This is a genomic window from Clostridium thermarum, assembly GCF_006351925.1.
GTDB lineage: Bacteria > Bacillota > Clostridia > Clostridiales > Clostridiaceae > Clostridium_AU > Clostridium_AU thermarum.
In genome coordinates, this window is the sequence record NZ_CP040924.1 from 2,005,995 (window position 1) to 2,027,793 (window position 21,799).

At 34.0% G+C, this 21,799-nt stretch carries 20 protein-coding genes, 1 pseudogene and 1 other annotated feature (1 of these 22 running past the window's edge); of the genes and pseudogenes, 5 read left to right on the plus strand and 16 right to left on the minus strand.

Annotated elements, in window-relative coordinates:
- Nucleotides 1–30: 30 nt before the first annotated feature.
- From FHY60_RS09190 to FHY60_RS09220, 7 genes are all read right to left on the minus strand, one after another.
- Nucleotides 31–372: a DUF434 domain-containing protein gene (locus FHY60_RS09190; RefSeq protein ID WP_139904693.1), complete on the minus strand. Its 342-nt coding sequence runs from the start codon at nt 370–372 to the stop codon at nt 31–33.
- Nucleotides 373–393: 21 nt separating this feature from the next.
- Nucleotides 394–903, minus strand: coding sequence for a DUF2179 domain-containing protein (locus tag FHY60_RS09195; RefSeq protein WP_139904694.1), 510 nt, complete (start codon nt 901–903; stop codon nt 394–396).
- A gap of 147 nt (nt 904–1,050) precedes the next feature.
- Nucleotides 1,051–1,299: a hypothetical protein gene (locus FHY60_RS09200; protein WP_139904695.1), complete on the minus strand. Its 249-nt coding sequence runs from the start codon at nt 1,297–1,299 to the stop codon at nt 1,051–1,053.
- 68 nt (nt 1,300–1,367) lie between these two features.
- Nucleotides 1,368–1,613 carry a hypothetical protein gene (locus tag FHY60_RS09205; protein ID WP_139904696.1) on the minus strand — a complete coding sequence of 82 codons (246 nt, stop codon included), beginning with the start codon at nt 1,611–1,613 and terminating at the stop codon, nt 1,368–1,370.
- Nucleotides 1,614–1,678: 65 nt separating this feature from the next.
- Complete coding sequence (locus tag FHY60_RS09210) at nt 1,679–1,915, minus strand: hypothetical protein (protein ID WP_139904697.1); 237 nt, start codon at nt 1,913–1,915, stop codon at nt 1,679–1,681.
- A 447-nt stretch (nt 1,916–2,362) separates the two neighbouring features.
- A complete protein-coding gene (locus tag FHY60_RS09215; RefSeq protein WP_139904698.1) occupies nt 2,363–2,575 on the minus strand; it encodes a DUF3006 domain-containing protein in 213 nt (70 codons plus the stop codon).
- Between the two features lie 431 nt (nt 2,576–3,006).
- Nucleotides 3,007–4,164: a transposase gene (locus FHY60_RS09220; RefSeq protein WP_243122123.1), complete on the minus strand. Its 1,158-nt coding sequence runs from the start codon at nt 4,162–4,164 to the stop codon at nt 3,007–3,009.
- 181 nt (nt 4,165–4,345) lie between these two features.
- On the opposite strand from FHY60_RS09220, the gene mltG reads away from it, so the two are divergent.
- Nucleotides 4,346–5,356 (plus strand): endolytic transglycosylase MltG, encoded by a 1,011-nt coding sequence (gene mltG / locus FHY60_RS09225; RefSeq protein ID WP_139904699.1) that lies wholly within the window; start codon nt 4,346–4,348, stop codon nt 5,354–5,356.
- Nucleotides 5,357–5,431: 75 nt separating this feature from the next.
- On the opposite strand, the gene recQ is transcribed toward mltG, so the two are convergent.
- Genes recQ through FHY60_RS09240 form a run of 3 tightly spaced genes read right to left on the minus strand, consistent with a single transcriptional unit; the run spans nt 5,432 to nt 9,180 of the window.
- Nucleotides 5,432–7,582 (minus strand): DNA helicase RecQ, encoded by a 2,151-nt coding sequence (gene recQ / locus FHY60_RS09230; RefSeq protein ID WP_139904700.1) that lies wholly within the window; start codon nt 7,580–7,582, stop codon nt 5,432–5,434.
- A gap of 55 nt (nt 7,583–7,637) precedes the next feature.
- Nucleotides 7,638–8,117 carry a UPF0158 family protein gene (locus FHY60_RS09235; protein ID WP_139904701.1) on the minus strand — a complete coding sequence of 160 codons (480 nt, stop codon included), beginning with the start codon at nt 8,115–8,117 and terminating at the stop codon, nt 7,638–7,640.
- Between the two features lie 16 nt (nt 8,118–8,133).
- Entirely contained in the window at nt 8,134–9,180 is a 1,047-nt protein-coding gene (locus FHY60_RS09240; RefSeq protein ID WP_139904702.1) for a DNA polymerase IV, read from the minus strand.
- Between the two features lie 518 nt (nt 9,181–9,698).
- Here FHY60_RS09240 and rocF point away from each other — a divergent pair.
- Nucleotides 9,699–10,625: an arginase gene (rocF, locus tag FHY60_RS09245; protein ID WP_139904703.1), complete on the plus strand. Its 927-nt coding sequence runs from the start codon at nt 9,699–9,701 to the stop codon at nt 10,623–10,625.
- An 89-nt stretch (nt 10,626–10,714) separates the two neighbouring features.
- On the opposite strand, the pseudogene FHY60_RS09250 reads toward rocF, so the two are convergent.
- The 5 genes and pseudogenes from FHY60_RS09250 to FHY60_RS09270 all read right to left on the minus strand — a co-directional run bounded on the left by FHY60_RS09250 (nt 10,715) and on the right by FHY60_RS09270 (nt 17,673).
- A pseudogene (locus FHY60_RS09250) lies at nt 10,715–13,972 on the minus strand (DEAD/DEAH box helicase).
- Nucleotides 13,973–13,985: 13 nt separating this feature from the next.
- A complete protein-coding gene (clpA, locus tag FHY60_RS09255; protein WP_139904704.1) occupies nt 13,986–16,232 on the minus strand; it encodes an ATP-dependent Clp protease ATP-binding subunit ClpA in 2,247 nt (748 codons plus the stop codon).
- Nucleotides 16,233–16,235: 3 nt separating this feature from the next.
- On the minus strand, nt 16,236–16,535 hold the full coding sequence (locus FHY60_RS09260) for an ATP-dependent Clp protease adaptor ClpS (protein ID WP_139904705.1): 300 nt from the start codon (nt 16,533–16,535) through the stop codon (nt 16,236–16,238).
- A 44-nt stretch (nt 16,536–16,579) separates the two neighbouring features.
- Nucleotides 16,580–16,975, minus strand: coding sequence for a hypothetical protein (locus tag FHY60_RS09265; protein WP_139904706.1), 396 nt, complete (start codon nt 16,973–16,975; stop codon nt 16,580–16,582).
- A gap of 200 nt (nt 16,976–17,175) precedes the next feature.
- Nucleotides 17,176–17,673, minus strand: a complete 498-nt coding sequence (locus FHY60_RS09270; RefSeq protein WP_139904707.1) for a flavodoxin domain-containing protein — start codon at nt 17,671–17,673, stop codon at nt 17,176–17,178.
- A 234-nt stretch (nt 17,674–17,907) separates the two neighbouring features.
- On the opposite strand from FHY60_RS09270, the gene FHY60_RS09275 reads away from it, so the two are divergent.
- The 3 genes from FHY60_RS09275 to FHY60_RS09285 all read left to right on the plus strand — a co-directional run bounded on the left by FHY60_RS09275 (nt 17,908) and on the right by FHY60_RS09285 (nt 21,170).
- Nucleotides 17,908–19,302: an MATE family efflux transporter gene (locus FHY60_RS09275; protein WP_139906354.1), complete on the plus strand. Its 1,395-nt coding sequence runs from the start codon at nt 17,908–17,910 to the stop codon at nt 19,300–19,302.
- Between the two features lie 147 nt (nt 19,303–19,449).
- Nucleotides 19,450–19,704, plus strand: coding sequence for a hypothetical protein (locus tag FHY60_RS09280; RefSeq protein ID WP_139904708.1), 255 nt, complete (start codon nt 19,450–19,452; stop codon nt 19,702–19,704).
- A 284-nt stretch (nt 19,705–19,988) separates the two neighbouring features.
- Entirely contained in the window at nt 19,989–21,170 is a 1,182-nt protein-coding gene (locus FHY60_RS09285) for an aminotransferase class I/II-fold pyridoxal phosphate-dependent enzyme (RefSeq protein ID WP_139904709.1), read from the plus strand.
- 103 nt (nt 21,171–21,273) lie between these two features.
- On the opposite strand, the gene FHY60_RS09290 is transcribed toward FHY60_RS09285, so the two are convergent.
- Nucleotides 21,274–21,477 carry a hypothetical protein gene (locus FHY60_RS09290; protein ID WP_139904710.1) on the minus strand — a complete coding sequence of 68 codons (204 nt, stop codon included), beginning with the start codon at nt 21,475–21,477 and terminating at the stop codon, nt 21,274–21,276.
- Nucleotides 21,478–21,740: 263 nt separating this feature from the next.
- Nucleotides 21,741–21,799: a binding site (T-box leader), on the plus strand; it runs 188 nt beyond the window's last position.

Genomic DNA, 21,799 nt, shown 5'->3' on the forward strand with positions numbered 1-21,799 from the left:
TATCATTCTGAAAAAAATAAAACTGTATCATTAGTTACCATAAGCATATTTAATCCAGATCATTATGAGGTTAAACCCATCTATATAAATGCAGTAATCATGTAACTTGTCCATTGAAAGCAGCTTTTCTTTTCTAATTTTACATTCCAAGGTAGAAGAAGTGGCTCGCTGCAAAGCATTTCTTTGTCTGGCAGAGAGTTGATAATGCCCTCCTACAAGTTCAATTACCGATGACTGCTTATATCCCCTATCCATTAGCCATGGTATATCTGTTTGAACATTTTTTAGTATTGTAACTGCCTCTGGCGAAAACCACCTTACGTCATCTTCAGCAAAACCTCGTCTAGCAATGAATCTACTTTCTTCTCCCATCACAGCACCCCTTAATTACAATTATTTTTTTATGCCATATCCACCATATACGGAGCTAGTATCACTGATTGATATCATTGCGTCAATACCACTTTTCCTAATCATTTTTATTATTTCGTTTTTTCTTTTCCTTTTAGTATGAGTGATTAAGATCATCTTGTCATCATTAATGCCACCTGCTTCTAATGTTGTAACACCTAAACCTGCGCCTCTCAGCATTTCAAGCAATTTAGCAGAGTCTTTTTCCTGCACGGTAATGTTTATTGTAACAATACCAATGGCTAACTTTTCCTCTATAGTTGAGCCTATATAATTTCCACTGGCAAAGCCAAGTGCATACATAAACATCCTAAAGGGATCTTCCTTAATACCATCCAAAACATTACCTACTACCAATAGCCAGATAAGCACTTCGAAGAAACCTATGATGGCAGCCCATAGTTTTACTCCCCTTGTCAGCAGCACTGTTCTTATTGTCCCAAGGGACACTTCTAATATTTTGGAGATAAATATCAATAAATAAGTCAACATGACATGAACTCCTTTTGATTAAGTATGCTATTAATTTGCCCAAAGCCTTTTGTTTTTATAAGTATTGTTAAGATGAGGAAATTTACATTGTTTTCAGCTTGAGTTGGACTTATATACTCACGAATTAAGAATAAAAATGATGTGGTTTTAGTAACCACATCCGCTTCTTTGCATACAACTCATACAATGCAGGAAGTATATAGCAATTATAAATAATATTTCATTACTGATTTGCTGGTTTCGCCAATTGCCATACACTAGGTTGTGATCATTGTCTGAAAACTGCAGTATAATCAGTATAAGAATTGCCAATTGAGGTAAACTGCAAATACAGTTGTCATTATATCTATATTTTTCTACTGCGAAGCACCTATATTTACACTTAGCTTTACTCAAGATTTACTCCTCCCAATGCTGTTTTCTACTTTTAAAAAGAGAGCTACAAAGCTCTCTTTTGTTATTCATTAATATGCACTTTTTCCACAGCCGGCGCAGGACAGGAAGAATAATGCGATTATAAACAATACTCCATTACCTACCTGCTTGTCACCGTGTCCGCCATAGCCTTCGTCATTCTTATTCTTTGAAAACTGAAGTACTATAAGAATTAATATAACTAAAGTTGGGAAATTGCAAATGCAATTGTTCATACCTCTTCCATAAAAAGCTGGAGCATAAGCAACTTCTTTTTTACAACAACAACGGCTCATAAACGTACCTCCTTACACATTTTCTATAGTTTATTATTCTTTAAATCAAGATGAGCTCGAATCTATTAGCGTCTGCCGCAGCCAGCGCAAGATAAGAAGAATAATGCAATAATAAACAATACACCATTGCCTATTTGATCATTCTTGAACTTTCCGTCATATTCATAATCATCATCGTCATGATGTTCTTTATTCCTCTTACTGAATTGAAGAACTATAAGAATTAATATTACAAGAGTTGGGAAATCGCATATGCAATTAGAACTTCCTCCATATCCACCCCCATAATAATTTCCGAACATCTCATACTCCCCCCTTTTTCTTATTTAAGCATATTTACTTACCATCCTAGGTTTTTGAATTAATTATGGTATTCAATATATCCTATGATGTTCTTTTGTACTTTGTTACATATTTAGGAATAAAGTTTTGCTCTTTCTTTTTAAAACCGCGAGGATTACAAATCCTACCCCAAAGAAAATTAACATACTTTTAATAGATGTCTACTATTATTCATCATGACCAATAACCCAAAGAAATTCGCATCGATTCTTTCACCATAAACAATAAAAATGTTGCTGCGGACAATTAATTGTTATTCTTTGAAAGAAGGGTTAAAAATGCTTTGTCTTTTGTTATACTATTATTGTATGATTTGCACCTTTAAATAGTTACTTTTATAGAGCCTATCTACAAAAAATTGTTTGCCATAAAAAAAGAAAAGGCACTGGGAATATCCCAGTGCCTTATTAAGCCCATAGATCCTTGGTTAACTCTTCTATTTCTCTCTTTTTCTCTTTTGTTCTCTCAATATCGATAACTATTACGTCCTCTGTTATTATAAGTACATCTCCAACCTTAGCCTCTGGTGGAAGCTTATCTCTACTTATGTCTATTATGGTTCTGTCTTCCTTCTCACAGACAGCATAGTTGCCTTCAAACCTATCAATAACAACAAACATCTTTCAAAACTCCTTGCAGTTACGAAAATTTATCTTTTATTATACTTAATACAACTTCTCTTTACAACATATCTATTGAATTTTAAATCTATTAACTTCTATAATAGATATGAGCATAATTAAATAAAAAATAGAACAACAAAAGTTAAATTATTACAATTTTTACTAAGCGTAGCCTAACTATCTAAAATGGAACTTAAATTGAAATGAGAGAAACAAAAAAAAGGTAGACTATCCCCTTGGTGAAATGGATGCTTAAAAATTTTGATATAACTTAGTTTAAGCTGTTCTTTTTAATCCCGATAGGGATTTGTATTTATCAACACAACCAGATTTTATAGCAGCAATTGCAATAGTTAAAAGGCAAATATGTCCCATTGTATTTAAATTAGTAACAGAGTTAATATTTCTAACATAAGCTTGCTCGGTATTTAGATTCTTCCACCTAGAATTGTATCTTTCAGACTCAGTTCTAAGGCTGTATATTTTTTAAAAAATATAGAATCACGATTTATAGAGGATCTATAGTCAGTTCCGATGCTTATGTATTTTACACAACCTCTGTTCTTCTTACCATTAAAGAATTTTTCGTGTTTACATGGACATAAAGAATCATCTTTAGAAGTCCTAAACGGACAGCAAAACTTTTGTTTAATATATGAATCAAAATATTGTTTGCCATCTTTATGCATTGCTAATCCGGCATCGCATATTACATTGCCTGTTGATGTTAAGTTTTTAGGTTTTGACCCACGTTTATTTAATGCAATGAAGGCATGGCCTTTAAGGGTATTACGAATAAAATCATGATTTTGCTTTGAGTCATAACCTTTATCAGCAATAATATAACTACCTTTTAGTGGAAACCACTCATTGGTATCAGAAAGTATTTCTGTAAAGTTAGAAATTTCATTAACATCAGCGGTTGTAGTAAATTCAGCAATTGGGAGACCGGAGATAGCATCACAAATAACATGATTTTTATATCCCCAGTAAAATTCACATTTTTTCTTTGAATTATTGGGTTTATCTTCGAAAACTTGAACATTCATAGAGTTATTAGCAGTATGAACACCTAATTTACAATCTTTATCAGAAGAAGGATGATTATTTTTAGAAAATTTGTTATTTGCGAAGCATTTAGGATTATTAAATTTAGTATTAGCCTTAACAGGAGTGGCATCAACTGATATAAAGTTGTTGTCAATAAAACCAAGTTCTTTAAGAATATTAACTTGGTGTTTCATGACTTCTTTAAGATAAGAATTAGATAAATTTTTTATAAATCTCTGAAAAACCGAGTATGAAGGTAAAGGTTTAAAAATATTGAAACCGCAAAGCTGAGCAATTATTAGATTATTTTCTAGAAAATCTTTAAGGTCAGTAATTTGGGCAAATTTTTCACATTTCATGACAATGAAAGCTCTAAAAAGAGCATGACGTGAAAACCCAGTAGGACCATATTTTGAAGGTACCCTATCGGGTAATGAAGATAAATCAAGATTATCGAAGATTTTTGTATAAAAATTGATAAGCTTTTGAGAAGTAAAAAGTTCAATTATGTTAAAGATTTCTTGACGTTGGTACATAGAGATTTCCTCCTTATTGTTTTTATATTATGTGTGGTTATATAGTATAATTCGACAAAAAGTGAGGAAATCCTATGACATATATTTGAGTGATAAAAAAAAATTAGCCCTTACGGGCTAGTAATATCAAGGCATTAGAATTATGCTCAAGGCTATTCTATAATAATAGTGAGGTGATAAATTGAAAAAGAAAATATTTTTTATTCTTGTACCATTCTTGATACTTATTCTAGGAATCTGTGCTTTTGTATACCTTTTTAATGCTAGATATGGGAAAACAATCAATAGCGGAGAGGAATACTTCATTATTAAAAGCGATTTATCCTTTGACAAGGGTGTTGAACAATTGGCTAAAAGGTCAATTATACGTTCTGAAAAGGCAATAGACTTATATGCAAGGTTTTTAAAATTGAAATCTAACTTCAAAGCAGGAAACTATATTATTAAAGGAAAATCAACCATTGAGGACCTACTTTTAAAGCTGCAAAGCGGTATTTCTGATTTTAAAATAATTACTATACCGGAGGGGTATTCCTTATACAAAATAGGTGAAATTTTGGAAAATTATGGTATTATATCAAAAAATGAACTACTTAATGCTAGCTTGTCGGATATAAATCCAACGGACTTAATTTTGGAACAGCCGGATGTAATATATGATTTAGAGGGTTATTTATTTCCGGATACTTATTACATACCTATAGATGCAGACAAAAATAAAATAATAAGTATAATGTACGAAAATTTCCTAAGAGTTTTCTCAGAGGAATACCGTGAAAGAGCCAAGGAGCTTGGTTTAACCGTTAATCAGGTTATAACTGTGGCTTCACTAATTGAAAAAGAAGCAGCAAACGATGCAGAAAGAGCAAAAATTGCTGGTGTTATATATAACAGATTGAAAATTAACATGCCACTGCAAATAGATGCTGCAGTTATCTATGCTAATACTTTTGGCGAGAGATCCCTTAATCCAATAACTAAAGCACACCTAAAAGCAGATTCAAAGTACAATACCTATGTATATAAGGATTTACCCCCTGGTCCTATAGCTTCACCAGGAAAGCCGTCAATTCACGCTGCATTATATCCTGAGACCCATGATTATCTTTACTATGTGGCAGGACCTGATGGCCATGTATTCAGTAAAACCTATGAAGAGCATTTGAAAAACATCAATAAGTATTTAAAATAGTAAAGTCTCAATGATAATACTTAAGGGTGTTTCATTGAGACTTTGTTTCTAAAATAAAGTAAATCAGTAGAAAAATCAACCTGCATACTTGTATTTATATAATACAGCCTTAATGGAAGTATATCCCACTTCCTCTGGTAAAGCTTCTTTTATGGGTTTAAGCTTCTCTACCTTGCCAAACTCTTTAATAACATTGAGAATTAAATCTTCAAATTCTTTAGGTATTAAATCATCTAAATTTATCTTAAGCCCTTCTTCAAAGCATTGAAATATGTGCCCCTCAACTGTAGCAATAGACAGGCCTCTTTCCTCAGCAATCTCTTTTAGAGACAGTCCTTGTGTGTATAAATTATAAGTAACCATATAACTTTTGATTTTTTCTTCCTTCGTTTGACCTCTGCTTTTCTTTTCATTTATGCTTGTTGTCTCAGAGTCACTCTTAGAAGTTATCCCCTTTTCTGCCATATAATTTAATACTAAATCCACTACTTTTTCACCATATAAGTCTACTTTCTTTTCGCCAAAGCCCTTTATCTTTTTCAAGGCTTCTGTACTCTCCGGCAGCTTACTTGCAATTTCCTTTAGGGTACTGTCATGTAAAATGATATATGGCGGCAGCCCAACCTTTGTAGAAATATCTTTTCTTAAGTTCTTCAGCAAATTGAAAAGTTCATTGTCTACATTTACATGGCTCTTAACTTTCTCCACCTTCATATATATTTTTTCATTATTTTTCAGCACATCTATAGACTTTTGAGTAAGCTTTAACACAGGGTAGTGTTCCTCAGTAACCCTGAGGTAACCATCAGCACATAATTTATTTGTAATGAGATTGATAAAGTCTCTATCAGATGAGGCCATTATGCCATAGGTAGAAATTTGATCCAGTTTATTTTCAAAGATCTTCTTATTTTTTGAACCCTTCAGTACATCAATAATTATAGTTTTGCCAAATCTTTCTTTTGCTCTGTATACGCAGGAGATAATTTTCTGGGCTTCAATAGTTATATCTTGCAGTTCTCTGTCGTCGCAGCATACGCTGCAATTACCGCAGTTTTCCTCCTCCACCCTTTCTCCGAAGTACTCAAGAATAAACTTCCTAAGACAAGTGGAAACGTGACAATAATCAACCATACGTTGTAATTTCTGATATTCTAAAGCCTTTCTCTCTTGGGGAATATCAGCTTCATCAATAAAATACTTCTGTGTTTGAACATCACCTGGGCTAAACAGCAAAATACACTCACTGTCTTCACCATCTCTACCGGCACGGCCTGCTTCCTGGTAATATGCTTCCATATTCTTGGGCATATTGTGATGAATCACATACCTGACATTGCTCTTATCTATGCCCATACCAAATGCATTAGTAGCAACCATTATATCTATGTCATCATAAATAAAAGCTTCTTGGATCCTGCTTCTTTCTTCATCTCTAAGTCCTGCATGATACATCCCTACCCTAACACCCTCATGGGCAAGCAATTTATAGATGGATTCTGTTTCTTTTCTGGTTGCGGCATATATTATTCCAGCGCTTCCCTTGTTCTCATTTACATACTTCTTTATATAGTCCTTCTTTTCTACTCCATTTACCACAGCAAACTTGAGATTTTTTCTATCAAACCCTGTTATTACAAGTTCAGGATTGTTTAATCCCAGTAAATTGATTATATCCTCCTTAACTTGTTCTGTGGCAGTGGCTGTAAGGGCCATTACCACTGGTCTTTGGGGCAGTTTATTTATAAAATCCGGTATTTGCCTATAGCTCAGTCGAAAGTCATGTCCCCACTGTGACACACAGTGGGCCTCATCAACAGCAATCATTGAAACGTGCATACCCAATAATCGGCTGCAAAAGCCATGTGATTCAAGCCTTTCTGGAGAAACATATAAGAGTCTGTATTCTCCTAAATAAGCTTGATAAAGTCTTTCATCAATTTCATTGCTGCTTAAAGTACTATTTATAAAAGTTGACGGAATACCAACACTATTAAGAGAATCTACCTGATCCTTCATTAAAGCTATCAGTGGAGAGATAACTAAGGTTATTCCCTCTTGGACAAGAGCAGGAATTTGATAACATAGGGACTTACCCCCACCAGTAGGCATTATAACAAAGGCGTCTTTTTTGTTTAAAACACTATTTACCGCTGCTTCCTGCCCCTTTCTAAATTCGTCAAACCCGAAATATTTCTTTAGTAGTATATTACATTGTTCCAGCATTACTTCACCTCAAAATGTTATATAAGTTTTTATCCCATCATAATCTAAATTATGATTAAATCACCTCAATATCGAAAGCCTTAAGCCATTGAACTATATTATCTTTTAGTCTTTGCTCTTCAAAATCATGCCAAAGGTCCGACAGATTGGGGTAATTATATAGTTCACTTCTAAAAGCTGACACTGAGTTTTTGCCCTTCAAGATCTTTATAAATTTCTCCTTTAGCTGCTCTTCATTGATTAAGTTGTTAACAAAATCAGCAATTAACTTATTACTGAACTCATCTTGTATGGTAGGTATACTTAAATATCTGCCATCTTTATCATCATATATAGCTTGAGCGTCTTCCATTAAAATCCTCTGCCATTCCTCCAGTTCCTCCTCATCAGCATAGTTTTCCACCGCCTCAGCTACTTCCATAGGTATGTTGATAACTTCTCCTGTTAATGTATCCAAGTATTCCTTGCATACCCCTTCTTTTTCAAAGGTGAAGCTTTCAAGTAATAAATCTAAATCTACTCTTAATTTGTTCATACAATCTCCTTTTTCCTTACCTCCAAAGAGTAAGTTGTTCTATTTTATTTTCTTTCAAGTTTGAAACAGATAGTCCAATTAATCTTATCTTTTCTTCAAATTTCATATCTTCCAAAATTGAAGCGGCTTCTCTAAAAATGTCATTCTCATCATTTATATATTGTTGAAGAGTTCTGCTCCGTGTGTGGCTTACAAATGAGGAGGTTTTGATCTTGACAGTAATATTATTGCCACTCATATTCTTATTCTTTAATAAATTTGAAATTGCCCTTGAAAAAATTTTTAGGTATTCCATTAATTCAAGCTTATTGTCTGTATCAACCAGCAAGGTAGTTTCTTTACCTATAGACTTTCTCTCTCTACTGATAGTAACTTCCCTTCTATCAATGCCTCTTATTCTGTCATAAATCTCGCTTCCAAATTTGCCAAAAAACTCTATCATTAAATCTCTCGGTAACTTATAGAGGTCCTCAATCGTAAAAATTCCTATGTCATTTAACTTCTTGGTGGATTTCTTTCCCAAGCCATATACCTTATCCACAGACAAAGGATAAAGTATTTTAGGAATCATATCCTTAGTAATTATTTTGAGGCCATCGGGCTTATTCCAATCAGATGCAAGTTTTGCCAGGAATTTATTATATGAAATACCAACTGAAATAGTTAATCCTGTTTCTCTTTTTACTTTGTTTTTTATATACACTGCAACATCAATTGGATTTTTGTATAAGGCTGTGATATCCAAATATGCCTCATCAATGCTTAACCCCTCTACCAGATCAGTAACTTGATAAAAAATATCGAAGATCTTATTAGATATCTCTTTGTATCTCCAGTATCTGGTGGGAAGAAAAACTCCATGTGGGCAATTTGCCTTTGCCATGTAGATTGGCATAGCACTTCTCACTCCATAAGCTCTGGCCTCGTAGGAGCAGGTTGCAACTACTCCACGCTCCGAAGTGCCGCCAACTATGACGGGTTTACCTCTTAAAGCCGGATTATCAAGGACTTCAACTGCCGCAAAAAAGGCATCCATATCCACATGCATAATAACCTTATCCATTGATACTTCCTCCAATCGATGAATTTTTTATCTGCCTAACATTATAACACTAAACTAGAAAAGCACCAATATTACTTTTCTTTTAAGTCACTTTTCTATTTAATTTCATGTCTTTTGTCGAAAAAATTTTTTCTAATAAATATGCAAAAAGAAAAAAGTAGACTTCCTTAAACTTGTATCATTGATAAGAAGGTAACTTGTCTAATTTCAACAGCTTTCGGAATATATCTTTTTCATTAGATTAATTTATGTAAATATTTGCACCGCATATTTATAACCGTACTTTTTTCTTCTTTCTGGAAGGCAATTGTAAAGTGTTGAAATTAAATGGTTCTAGGATTTTTATGAACTTTGCAGTATACACTTGTATACATCTTATTTTTGTAGACATATAAAAATATTTTGTATAAAATATAATTCGTTTATATGAATATTTGTATTATATTTTACAGTAAAAGCAGCTTGGGGTAAGGAGTTTAATCTTTATACCAACATAACATCTTTAGGAGGAATGATAAATGGCATTGAACATTATAGGTATGCCTATAAATCATGGCACTGGTAAATTGGGCAGTAATTTAGGCCCCCAAAAATTTAGAGAGTTAAATATTCTGGATACATTAAAGGATATGGGATATGATGTCTGTGACCTTGGTGATATTGAGGTTGCAGAGGTTTGTGATGAAGATATACACAGATGTGACGAAAAGCTTAAATTTTATGATGTGGTTATAGATGCAAATACCAAGTTAGCCTTCAGGGTTTATGAATCTATTTCTAAGGGTAATTTCCCACTTATTTTGGGAGGTGACCATAGCCTTGGGCTTGGTAGTATTGCCGGCGTAAGTAAACACATAAAAAATATTGGCGTTATCTGGATTGATGCTCATGGAGATATGAACACTCATGAGACAACCTTGACCGGCAATATCCATGGTATGCCTTTAGCTGCATCTATGGGAAAGGGTCCGGATAAGTTAGTCAATCTGTTTGAGCATAGAGTTAAAGTAAAGGATGAAAATGTTGTTCACATTGCTGGTAGAGATTTAGATCCCGGCGAGATAGAATTAATTAAAAATTCAAAGCTCAAAGCTTTTACAATGGACAAGATAAAGGAAAATGGAATTGATAGTATTATAAAAGAAAGTCTTGACTACCTAAGGGACAAAGTAGATGCAATACATGTGAGCTTTGATATAGATTCCCTTGATTCCTCCTTTGTCCCTGGAACCGGTACACCGGTTGCCGATGGGCTGACAGTAGAAGAAGCTAAAAAGTTGCTTAGTTCTATTGCAGCATCCGGTATGTTAGTATCTTTAGACTTAGTTGAATTAAATCCCCTACTTGACAATAATGATGAGACTGCAAAGCTCTATATGGAACTATTAAAAGCAGTATTTGAAAATTACAACTCATCAGTAAAGGCACAATTAGCTTTAGGATAAAGTAAAAATGCTGTGGCTCAAAAAAGAGCGACAGCATTTTTTTGTGTATTTAGAGTCTTTGGTGATGATTATTTTGCTTCCCTTTTCCTTCAGATTCCTGGAATGCTTGTAAATAGATCAATTATCTCTTCTTCCGACATTGTGTATATAAAGTTCCTGCTTGATTGAGGATTATCCATGAGTTCAGCTATCAACTTCTTTTTGTCCTCCTGTAAGGCTAGAATTTTCTCTTCTATAGTTCCTTTAGCAATAATTTTTATAACTTCCACTACATTTTGTTGGCCGATTCTGTGAGCCCTGTCTGTTGCTTGTTCTTCCACTGCAGGATTCCACCATGGGTCAAAATGTACAACTATATCTGCTGAGGTCAGGTTGAGCCCTGTACCTCCGGCTTTCAAACTTATTAAAAACACAGAATTTTTCCCCCCATTAAAGGCTTTAACCATGTTCATTCTCTTTTCTGAGGGTACTGAACCATCTAGATAACTATAGGCTATACCTTCCTTGTTAAGTCGTTTTGATATATTTTTTAAAACTGAGGTGAATTGTGAGAAAACAAGTACTCTGTGACCTTCCTCCAGACTTTGTTGAAGAAGTTCCACCAAGGCCTCAATTTTTCCGCTGCTACCGTTATATTCATCCATCACCACTGACGGGTCAAGGCACAGCTGCCTCAGTTTAGTTATATAAGATAAAATTTCTATCTTACTGTTATTAAATTCTTCTTCTTTAACCTTTTTTGATATTAGTTCCAGTGCATAGTTAGCATAAGCCTTGCAGACCTTTTTCTGTTCTTCCTCCAAAGAAATCATTAGGATTTTCTCGATTTTATCAGGAAGCTCTTTAATGACATCTTTTTTCTTCCTTCGAAGTATAAAGGGGCTGATGAGTTTTCTTAACTCTTCTATAACTTCCGGTTCTTCTCTTAGTTTCTTGTGGTATCTTACTGTAAACCTCTTTTCATCAAAGAGATAACCCGGCATTATAAAATCAAATATAGACCAGAGCTCCAGCATTGAATTTTCTATGGGTGTTCCTGATAGGGCAAAACGTCTTTTAGCATTTACTGCTTTTACAGCGAGGGCATTTTGAGAATTTGCATTTTTAATATTTTGTGCCTCATCCAATATGCAATAGTCAAAGTCAATTTTTCAATACAGTTCAAGATCTCTTTTTAGTAAATTATAGGTAGTTATGAAGACATCGAAGGCCTCTATTCTTTTTATTATCTCTTCTCTATCTTCTCTAGTAGAATTTACGGCTGTCACCCTAAGGGTAGGTGCAAACTTTTCAAATTCGCTGGTCCAGTTGTATATAAGAGAAGTAGGTGCTACGATGAGGGTTTTACTTCCAACTTTAGCTAATAAAAAGGTTATGGTTTGTAAGGTCTTACCTAAGCCCATCTCGTCTCCTAATATCCCACCAAATCCTAAATAGTCTAAGGTCATCAGCCAATTAAAACCAACTTTCTGATATTCTCTTAGCTTAGCTCTTAGCGATACAGGCTCTAAGAATTCCAGATTATGCACTTCTGCAAGCTTACTGCTAACAGCTTTTAGTTCACTCTTTCCCTTAATGAATCTTAAATGTTCTTCTTCTAAGTAATTCTCAATATATGGAGCCCTGCTCTTTGATATCCTTACTTGATTTCCCTCAATGTTTTCTGCAGAAACTACATCCAGAAGCTTCAAGAATTTTTTAAGCTCCAACTCCTCTAAATCAAGATATTGCCCGTCTTCCAACTTATAGTATTTGAGATTATCTCTAAAGGCCCTTAAAATATTAATATAGTCCTTGTAGGGTATATCTCCTATTTTAAAGTCCATGTGAAAATAATCATACTTGCCTGACTTTATATTAGCTATAATCCCCTTTGACCCAAGGCTCTTTATACCCTTAAAGTTTTCAGAATAATAGACCTCTCCATAAGCTTGAAGCTTACTTACTTCATTTTTAAAAAAGTTAAAAATAAAATCATCATTTTGTTCCAGATAGTACTTTCCATTATGGTCTACAAAGCCATAAAGTTTTAATATGGACTTAACCTCTTGCTCTTTTTTTATATCTCTGTATATTACTTTTTCCTTACAATCCTCAAATATATTAAACTCAAAGGCTCCGTACTTTACTTTTAGTGTTAAACTTACCACACTGTCAACCCTATCAAAATAGAAATTAAAGCTGCACTTGGAAATGACTATTTTATCTTCAATAGCCTTAGCTAAAGTGACTTTGTGGGACAGCATATTAAGCTGTGGAATAAGCTGTCTTAGAATCTCTTCTTCCTGTGCAACTGGAATGGTAACTACTTTTGAGGTGGAAAAGATCTTTAAGTATGGACTTATCTTATAGCAAAAGTCGTAGTCAGGAAGATAGATGGACATGCCGTAGAGAAAAACATGATTTTTATTGCCCAATACTGTAGGCATACCATTTGGGGATTTTAAAACATAGCTGTCCTTGATAATTTTTAAATCAAAATCCAGTGGTGGTCTATCCTCAATTATTTCGGTTTCTACAGGTCTATGAAAAAATCCATCATTTAGAAAGACCCTATGTTCAGAAATAGTATCAAAGAAGTCTCTCACAAGGCTTTGCGGGATATTGAGAATTTTACCATCTATTAACCCTTCGCCCATGTGGCTAAAGTATTTATATTTACTCTCTAATTCCTTCAGGGTATAAATAAAGTCAAGGAGCCTTTTGTCCCTAGAATTTAGCCTTTGGTTAACAATATTAAATTCAAAGTTTTTACTGTAGCTAATGGATATTCTATTTTCTAAAGCTGTTAAAAATTGGTTTATATCCTTCAAACAGTATAAATTACTGGAACTGACCCCTACAGGACCAATTTTAAATTCTGCGTTAATGCTGTCATTCCATTCATTTTTATTTATATACACTTCAATTTTTAATTCTTCTTTTTCGTTATCATTGTCTAATAGCAAGTTCAAAATACTATTGTCACCATTAATAAGTTCCCCTGACTTAGGTTCTTTACTCTTTAATAATGGATTTCTTATCAAATCCTCCAAGGCCTTATAAAAAGTTGCTGTAAGGTGCTTACAGCAGTAATTTGTCTTTTTTCTGCAATTCTTTTCGTAGTCTTCGCAGGTACAAGCGGTAGAAATAAAACTAATTCTCTCAGTATCGAGTTCTAACTTTGTAGTATATTCATTGAAGAGATTTTCAGAAATAACATTGCCGGAAATACAGATTATTTTATCCTCAGCAGTCAACTCGCAGGCAGAGATAAGATCATTTTTAAGCAATCTTCGGCCTTCAATTTGATTTTTACCGCTTGTTTCCACGTTAAATATTTGTATTAGTCTGTCTTCAGTCAACATAACTTCACCTACGTCATAAACAATAATCTATATTAAGAATAAATTTTCCATCAATAACATCAACGGTACAATGTCCCCCATTACTAAGTCTTCCAAAGAGTATCTCATCCACAAGCAAGGACTTTAGTTCAGAGCTTATGATTCTCTGAATTTCTCTAGCACCAAATTCCTTAGAAACTCCTTTTTTTGCAACATATAAGGAGCAATCTTTGGTAAACTCTATTTGTACATTTTTCTGAGACAGCTTAGTCTTAAATTTAATCAACTCTTTTTGTGCAATATTTAGGGCTATCTCGTCATTGATATGGTTGAATACTATAATTTTATCCAAGCGATTTCTAAACTCCGGAGAAAAGACCTTTTTCACTTCTTCCATTATGGCTTCTCCTTGAAGTTCTCTTTGGCCAAAGCCTACCAGTGCTTTTCCGATATTCTTTGCTCCGGCGTTTGAAGTCATGATTATGATGACATTCCTAAAGTCAGCCTTTCTGCCTTGATTATCTGTAAGGGTGGCATAATCCATAACCTGGAGCAGTACACTCATTATATCACTGTGAGCCTTTTCAATCTCATCTAACAAAAGCACACAATGAGGTTTCTTTCTTATAGTGTCTGTAAGTAAGCCCCCTTCTTCATAACCAACATACCCAGGAGGTGATCCTATGAGTTTTGAAGCTGCATGTTTTTCCACATACTCACTCATATCAAATCTAACTAATTCTATTCCAAGATTATGCGCCAAGGTCTTAGCAATTTCAGTCTTACCTACACCGGTGGGGCCAACAAAAAGTAAGGAAGCAACAGGTTTACTGTCTTCATTAAGTCCTGCCCTTGACATCTTGATACATCGTACAACCTCCTCTATGGCCTTATCTTGACCAAAAATATTACCTTTTAATGTCATCTCAAGATTTTTTAGAGAGTTTAACTCACTGCTCTCCACTGTTTTCTTAGGGATTTGACACATTTTTGAAATAACTTCTTCTATTATTTTCTCATCAATTACCCTTGGTTCACTATGTCGTCCTCTTTTAATAACTATATAAGAACCTGCTTCATCAATTACATCTATGGCTTTATCAGGAAGATGTCGGTCGTTTATATATTTATCACTTAAAACCACAGCACTACGAATAGCTTCCTGACTATATAAAACTCCATGATATTTTTCAAAATTTTCCTTCAATCCCTTTAGTATATCAACAGTCTCTTCTACTGAAGGCTCTTTGACTTCTATAGTCTGAAACCTTCTGCTAAGGGCCTTATCCTTAGAAAAATATTTCTTATATTCATCATAAGTAGTAGCTCCGATAAATCTTATCTTTCCTTCCATCAGATAGGGCTTTAAAAGATTTGAAGCATCCAAGGCTCCTGCACTTAAAGCTCCTGCACCAACAATGTTGTGAATTTCGTCTATATATACAATGGGGTTAGGCACTTTCTTAATTTCCTGTAAAACTTTTTTCATTCTTTTCTCGAAATCCCCACGGTACTTGGTACCGGCCAGTATGGAGCCTAAATCTAAGGAAAAGACTACTGCGTCTTTCAGTTTTTCTGGAACCCGTCCTTCCACTATCATTCTTGCAAAACCAGAAGTAACTGCCGTTTTACCAACACCGGGTTCTCCAATGTGTATTGGATTATTTTTAGTCCTCCTGCAAAGTACTTGAATGGTTCTGTTCAAGATGTCTTCTCTGCCTATTAATGGGTCTCTGTCCCGCTGGTCTGCAAGTTTTGTAAGATTCAAAGTGTATTTTTCCAGAATAGAATTACCTGTTTCTTTTTCTTCATATTCCTCTTCTTCTTCTAAGTCAGCCTTGTTCTCTTCATATTCAACATGGACATCACCGTGACAAAGCTGAATTAACATATCTCTTAGACTAATACCCTGCTCTTGCAAATAAAAGCTGGCATAGCTGTTTTCCAAGTTATAGATGGCGTTTATAAGATGATCAATGGTAATAGTGTCTCTGCCTGAACTTTGGGCCTGAAGTCCTGCCATATAAATCACTTGCTTAAAGGCTATACTCTCCTGTGGTTCAATGTCTTCTACCTTTGATATATATTCATTTATATAATCTTTTAGTTTGCTTTTCAGCTCTTCAACATTACCACCTAAATTTTCAATACAATCAATAATCTCCTTTTGTAATAAAGCTGCATATAATAAATGTTCTGGCGTAACAAACTCATCTTTATTTAATTTTGCCTCTTCAAAGGCAAAAAGTATTGTATCATTTACTGACTTTGTTATTTTCATAGTTTACTCCTCTTCTATAGTAAGTTTAAAAGGAAAGCCCTCTTTTTCTGCCTCCGTCATAGCTGCAGCAACCTTTGTGGCTGCAATGTCATAGGGATATATTCCTGCTATTCCCCTGCCCCTTTGGTGTACATCAAGCATTATCCTATTGGCTTCTTCAGCACTTTTCTTGAAAACATTCATCAATATATATACCACAAACTCCATTGTTGTGTAGTCATCATTGTGCATTATCACTTTGTAATGTTTTGGCCTTTTTACTTTTATCTTACTCTTTTCCGAAGTTAATATATTAGTTTCCAATGACAAACACTCCTTTTAAAATGATAAAAGGGCAATTAGCCCTTTTACTTAACACTATTAAAAAAGTCAACAATGATTTCCTTTTCACCTTCTGCAAAATCATAGTTATCTATTTCTCTTTCCCCAATCCATTTTACTCGATTTAGCTCCTTGTGAAGAGACACCATTTCACGGATTTTACCGGTAAAAACTTGGTGGACACCCTCTTCCTCTCCAGCTAAGGGATACTGTTTAAAAGGTACCAAATCAAAAATTGTACAAGTTAAATCCTTGTCCACTACCTTAGAAATACAGGTTTCACCGTCTTCCTTACCCCTAAGGTTCCTGCCGAAAATTCCCCACAGCTTTGGCGAATCCTTTTTTCCTTTTCCTCTTTCTGCAATAAGCACATTATTATAGTCATCATATATGATTACTGAACACTTAATAATCTTGCTCATGTGTCCCCCTCCATTTTACTTATTCCTTAGCAAAGATATATGTATACAGTTTTTATATTCTTCACCAATCAAAAAATTCCTGCCACAAACACTATATGGCCATGCTTTTTTAATATATAATTAAGTTCCTAAATCCTATAGAGGTCAAAAATTTGCCAAAAAAATTGCAGAAAATTTACTGAATATGGCCAAATCATATTCTATAGTTCTATTGCCTTTGCTAATTGACTTATGTTATCGGCAAGGATCATTGGTGTGAGACTTTTGTGGTTTGTATCGGATTTATTTACTGCTTTTGTAATCATCTTTGTTACTAGCCTATCGAAAAATTTCATATTCTCTAGATTAAGTTCTCCTCCAAAGCATTGCTTAGACACAGCGGCTTCCAAAAGTTCCTTAGAAAATGAGTTAGTCAAATATTGCTGGAAATTTTCTGCAAAGCCGCAGCAAATAAAAAGTCCAAGCTTTTTATTTCTTAAAATAGAGTGATTATTTATGCAAAAATCTTTTATACTCTTTTGTATTCGACCTGCGTATATCGATCCGCCTATAATAATTTTATCATACTTTGTAATATCAGGTGTTTGACCATTCTTAATATTTAATAAATCTACCTTTCCGGATAGCTTTGCTGAAAGACTCTTAGCACACCTTTCAGTGCAGCCATACTTGGTTGCATAAATGATTAAAGTACCCATGTAATCACCTCCAATTACACCCATATTAGATTCTCTGCATTATTATAACATATTTGCAATAAATATGATAATAATTGAAGGAAAATAAAGTCATTGCAATAGCAAAAAACTTCTAGGCAAGTATCATGCTTTATTGAATCATAAGCTAGACTTTGTTAAAATAGTAGTTGAGTTCAGGACAACTATTTGTTGCAGATATGTTGCAGAAATAATTTATAAAGGAGAATATGGATGATAGATAGAGAAAAGAGACTGGCCAATGAAAATGTACTTAAATTACTGGTAAGTTTTTCTGTTCCTGCTATAATAGGCATGCTGGTAAACGCCTTATATAATATTGTTGACAGAATCTTTATAGGACAGATAAAAGATGTGGGAGATATGGCCATAACCGGTGTTGGACTTACTTTTCCAATTTCGACTTTTACTATGGCCTTTGCTATGCTGACAGGTATAGGAGCAGCAGCTACAATTTCAATAAGACTTGGTCAAAAGAAAAAAGAAGAAGCAGAACATATACTTGGCAATGCTTTTGTTTTAGCCATCGTTTTTGCTATTATAGTTTCGACAATTAGTCTATTGTTTATAGATAAGTTACTAATAGCTTTTGGTGCTAGCGATAATACCTTTAGTTATGCCAAAGATTACATTGTAATTATCTTATTGGGTACAATTTTCAGCATGACATCCTTCAGCATGAATCATTGTATCAGAGCATCTGGTAACCCTAAAAGAGCTGCATCAACCATGCTGATTGGTGCCATATTGAATACAATTCTGGATCCGATTTTTATCTTTACTTTTGATATGGGAGTAAAAGGAGCGGCACTAGCTACAATAATTTCACAAGCAGTTTCAGCTACATGGGTACTTAGTTACTTCATACTGGGGAAAAGCAATTTAAAGTTTAAGGTCATCAACTTTAAACCTAATTTTAGAATCATCAAGAGTATTTTTGCTATAGGTGCCTCACCTTTTTCAATGCAGTTAGCTGCCAGCGTAGTGTCTATAACTGCTAATAAATCACTATTTGCTTACGGTGGTGATATGGCCATCGGGGCAATGACAGTGATTAACTCAGTGTCAACTATTTTCTTAATGCCCATTTTCGGATTAAACCAAGGAGCACAACCTATTATTGGGTTTAACTATGGTGCAAAGGCCTATGACCGTGTAAAAGCTACACTGAAATACGCTATTACTGCAGCAACTGTTTTTGTTATCATAGGCTTTTTAACAGTACAGATATTTTCTGCTCAGTTAGTAAAGTTTTTTAATGACAAAGAGGAACTTGTTAATATTGGCTCAGAAGGAATAAGAATCTACTTATTTATGTTGCCAATTATTGGCTTCCAAATAATTAGTGCAAACTATTTTCAAAGCATAGGGAAAGCTAAAGTATCGATATTTCTCAGTTTACTAAGACAAGTAATTCTACTTATACCACTGTATATTATTCTGCCAAGAATTTTTGGAACTCTGACAAGTGTTTGGTTTGCAGGTCCAATTGCTGATGCTAGCGCATCTGTCATAACTTTTATTTTTATATCCAGAGAGCTGCGTAGATTGCAGAATGCTCATACTGATCACAAAAAAGATATTGAATACATTGCAGTAAACGAATCATAGTCAAATAGCAGCGGTTATATTAATTCTCGTATTTTGATGAAAATATGGAAACCGCTGCTTTTTTCTTTGTATAAATTTTCACATAGATGAGAAAATAAAATAAGATTGAGAAGATTTTAATACAATATAGTAATTGGAGGAATTACCATGTACTACGAAAGCGAAAGGATAAAAAAACTGTCGGAAAAGCTAATGAATGAGCCCTCAAAAATGCTCATAAGTGATTATATCTGTTTGATTAGTTCCTTGAGAAATGCCTCTTCTAGGCTTAATATCAAAAGACTGATATTAAATACATATAATGCCATAATGAGTGCTGAAAATATAGATTTAGAGTTAAAGTTTCAGTTAAAGGTTGCAGTTTCTTCACTGTCTAATGGCCAACCTCCACTAATTTCGTAAGACTTCTCATTTTAAAATTGATACTACATATATGGTATCATATTCCTGCCGGTTAAAAATCACTGATAATTATAAAAACTAAAGTAAAATATTAACCTTTGATTAATGCATTAGATTATTAGTCAAGGGTTTTCTTTTTTGGGCCCACCAATAGTAACTAGTTTTAAAGTAGTTAATGTATATTCTTATATTGAATAACTTGACTTACACAGACAAACGTATGATAATGAATTTGTGTATGTTTCCTTCTAGTAACATTAATTTTATATGGAGAGTGATGATTAATGAAAGATATTTTTGAAAAGTGCTCCCAATTCACTAAAGCAAAGGAACTTATTAACACAGGATATTACCCCTATTTTCATGCTCTAGGCTCTGGACAAGATACTGAAGTTATTATGAATGGAAAAAGGACGATAATGTTAGGTTCTAATAATTATTTAGGCTTGACTTCAGACGAAAGAGTGAAACAAGCTTCCATTGAAGCTATAGAAAAATATGGCACCGGCTGCTCAGGTTCACGCTTTCTAAACGGAACTCTACAGTTACATTTAGAACTAGAGAATAGAATAGCAAAATTTATACATAAAGAAGCAGTAATGACATTTAGTACAGGCTTTCAAAGTAATTTGGGAATTATCTCTGCCATTGCCGGCAAAGATGATTACATCATAATGGATAGAAAAAATCATGCCAGTCTTTTTGATGGCTGCAGGCTCAGCTTTGGTAAGACAGTTAAGTTTAAGCATAATGATATGGAAGATTTAGAGAGAATATTAAACATCATACCTGAAGACAAAGGTAAACTAATTGTAGTAGATGGTGTTTTCAGCATGGAAGGCGATATTGCAGATCTTCCTTCAATAGTAAGTTTAGCAAAAAAATATGGAGCAAGAATAATGGTGGATGATGCCCATGGTTTTGGGGTAATGGGTGAAAATGGAAGAGGTACTGCTGAGTACTTTGGCCTTGAAGATGAAGTTGACATAATTATGAGTACCTTCAGTAAATCACTGGCAAGCCTTGGAGGATTTATTGCGGCCAGCGAAGAAGTAATCCACTATGTAAGACATGTTTCAAGACCCTTTATATTTAGTGCTTCTATTCCTCCAGCAAATGCTGCAGCAGCACTAGCGGCCTTAAATATATTGGAAACAGAACCTGATAGAATTCAAAAACTATGGAAGGCTGCAGAATACATGAGAGAAGGTTTTAAATCCATAGGCATTGATACCATAAGTTCTAAAACTCCAATTATACCAGTTATGACCTGGGATGATTTTAATACCTTTAAGATTTCTAAGGAACTGCTTGATGAAGGTGTCTATGTAAATCCAGTGGTATCCCCTGCTGTTAAACCTGGAGAAGCATTATTAAGGACAAGCTACACAGCAACACATACAAAAGAACAACTGGACTTTGCCTTAGATAAATTCAAAAAGGTTTTTGCCCAGTATAAAAAATAAGCATATAATATTAATACTGATTTACAGCTAATCCATATTTATATCGGTTAATTAAGGAGCCTTTGTAGTATAAAGGCTTCCTTTTCTTTTATCAGGCTATTAATCAATAAAAGCCGCCGTTCAAGATCTGGACAATCTCCTGCTGCTCAACTCTGATACCTGTTAGGGTATTTTTAATACGTTTAACTTCATAATCCGCCATGGCAGTAGAATTTTCAGCTAAAAATCTCTCTAATCTGGCTTCCTCTTCCTTTAATTCCTGAAGTCGAATATTATACTTAGTATTATTAAAATCATACATTTCCATGTAAATCACCTCAGCTTTATTATTGCCCTTAAGATAACTTTTAAATACTTTTCAGTGATAATAATAATTTATATAACAGTTTTTATATTTAAAGGATATTATATAATACAATAATTTCAGGAGTCAGATTATATGTTAAGCACAGAGTATGTTTAAATCAAATTTTATTGGTACTAATTTATATTACAATAATATATACAAATAAATTTATAAATATACTCTTGACAAACCATATAATGTAACTTATTATATATTTAAACATTTATAAACTGATGAATAAGAGTAGTAAGCTAGGGTGACTTGTTCACAGAGAGCCGGGCTT

Bases quoted from the DNA above. Each gene is read 5' to 3' on its own strand.
- FHY60_RS09190 (WP_139904693.1), bottom strand. From the start codon at position 372: ATGGGAGAAGAAAGTAGATTCATTGCTAGACGAGGTTTTGCTGAAGAT.
- FHY60_RS09195 (WP_139904694.1), bottom strand. From the start codon at position 903: ATGTTGACTTATTTATTGATATTTATCTCCAAAATATTAGAAGTGTCC.
- FHY60_RS09205 (WP_139904696.1), bottom strand. From the start codon at position 1,613: ATGAGCCGTTGTTGTTGTAAAAAAGAAGTTGCTTATGCTCCAGCTTTT.
- FHY60_RS09210 (WP_139904697.1), bottom strand. From the start codon at position 1,915: ATGTTCGGAAATTATTATGGGGGTGGATATGGAGGAAGTTCTAATTGC.
- FHY60_RS09215 (WP_139904698.1), bottom strand. From the start codon at position 2,575: ATGTTTGTTGTTATTGATAGGTTTGAAGGCAACTATGCTGTCTGTGAG.
- FHY60_RS09220 (WP_243122123.1), bottom strand. From the start codon at position 4,164: ATGTACCAACGTCAAGAAATCTTTAACATAATTGAACTTTTTACTTCT.
- recQ (WP_139904700.1), bottom strand. From the start codon at position 7,582: ATGCTGGAACAATGTAATATACTACTAAAGAAATATTTCGGGTTTGAC.
- FHY60_RS09235 (WP_139904701.1), bottom strand. From the start codon at position 8,117: ATGAACAAATTAAGAGTAGATTTAGATTTATTACTTGAAAGCTTCACC.
- FHY60_RS09240 (WP_139904702.1), bottom strand. From the start codon at position 9,180: ATGGATAAGGTTATTATGCATGTGGATATGGATGCCTTTTTTGCGGCA.
- rocF (WP_139904703.1), top strand. From the start codon at position 9,699: ATGGCATTGAACATTATAGGTATGCCTATAAATCATGGCACTGGTAAA.
- clpA (WP_139904704.1), bottom strand. From the start codon at position 16,232: ATGAAAATAACAAAGTCAGTAAATGATACAATACTTTTTGCCTTTGAA.
- FHY60_RS09265 (WP_139904706.1), bottom strand. From the start codon at position 16,975: ATGAGCAAGATTATTAAGTGTTCAGTAATCATATATGATGACTATAAT.
- FHY60_RS09270 (WP_139904707.1), bottom strand. From the start codon at position 17,673: ATGGGTACTTTAATCATTTATGCAACCAAGTATGGCTGCACTGAAAGG.
- FHY60_RS09280 (WP_139904708.1), top strand. From the start codon at position 19,450: ATGTACTACGAAAGCGAAAGGATAAAAAAACTGTCGGAAAAGCTAATG.
- FHY60_RS09285 (WP_139904709.1), top strand. From the start codon at position 19,989: ATGAAAGATATTTTTGAAAAGTGCTCCCAATTCACTAAAGCAAAGGAA.
- FHY60_RS09290 (WP_139904710.1), bottom strand. From the start codon at position 21,477: ATGGAAATGTATGATTTTAATAATACTAAGTATAATATTCGACTTCAG.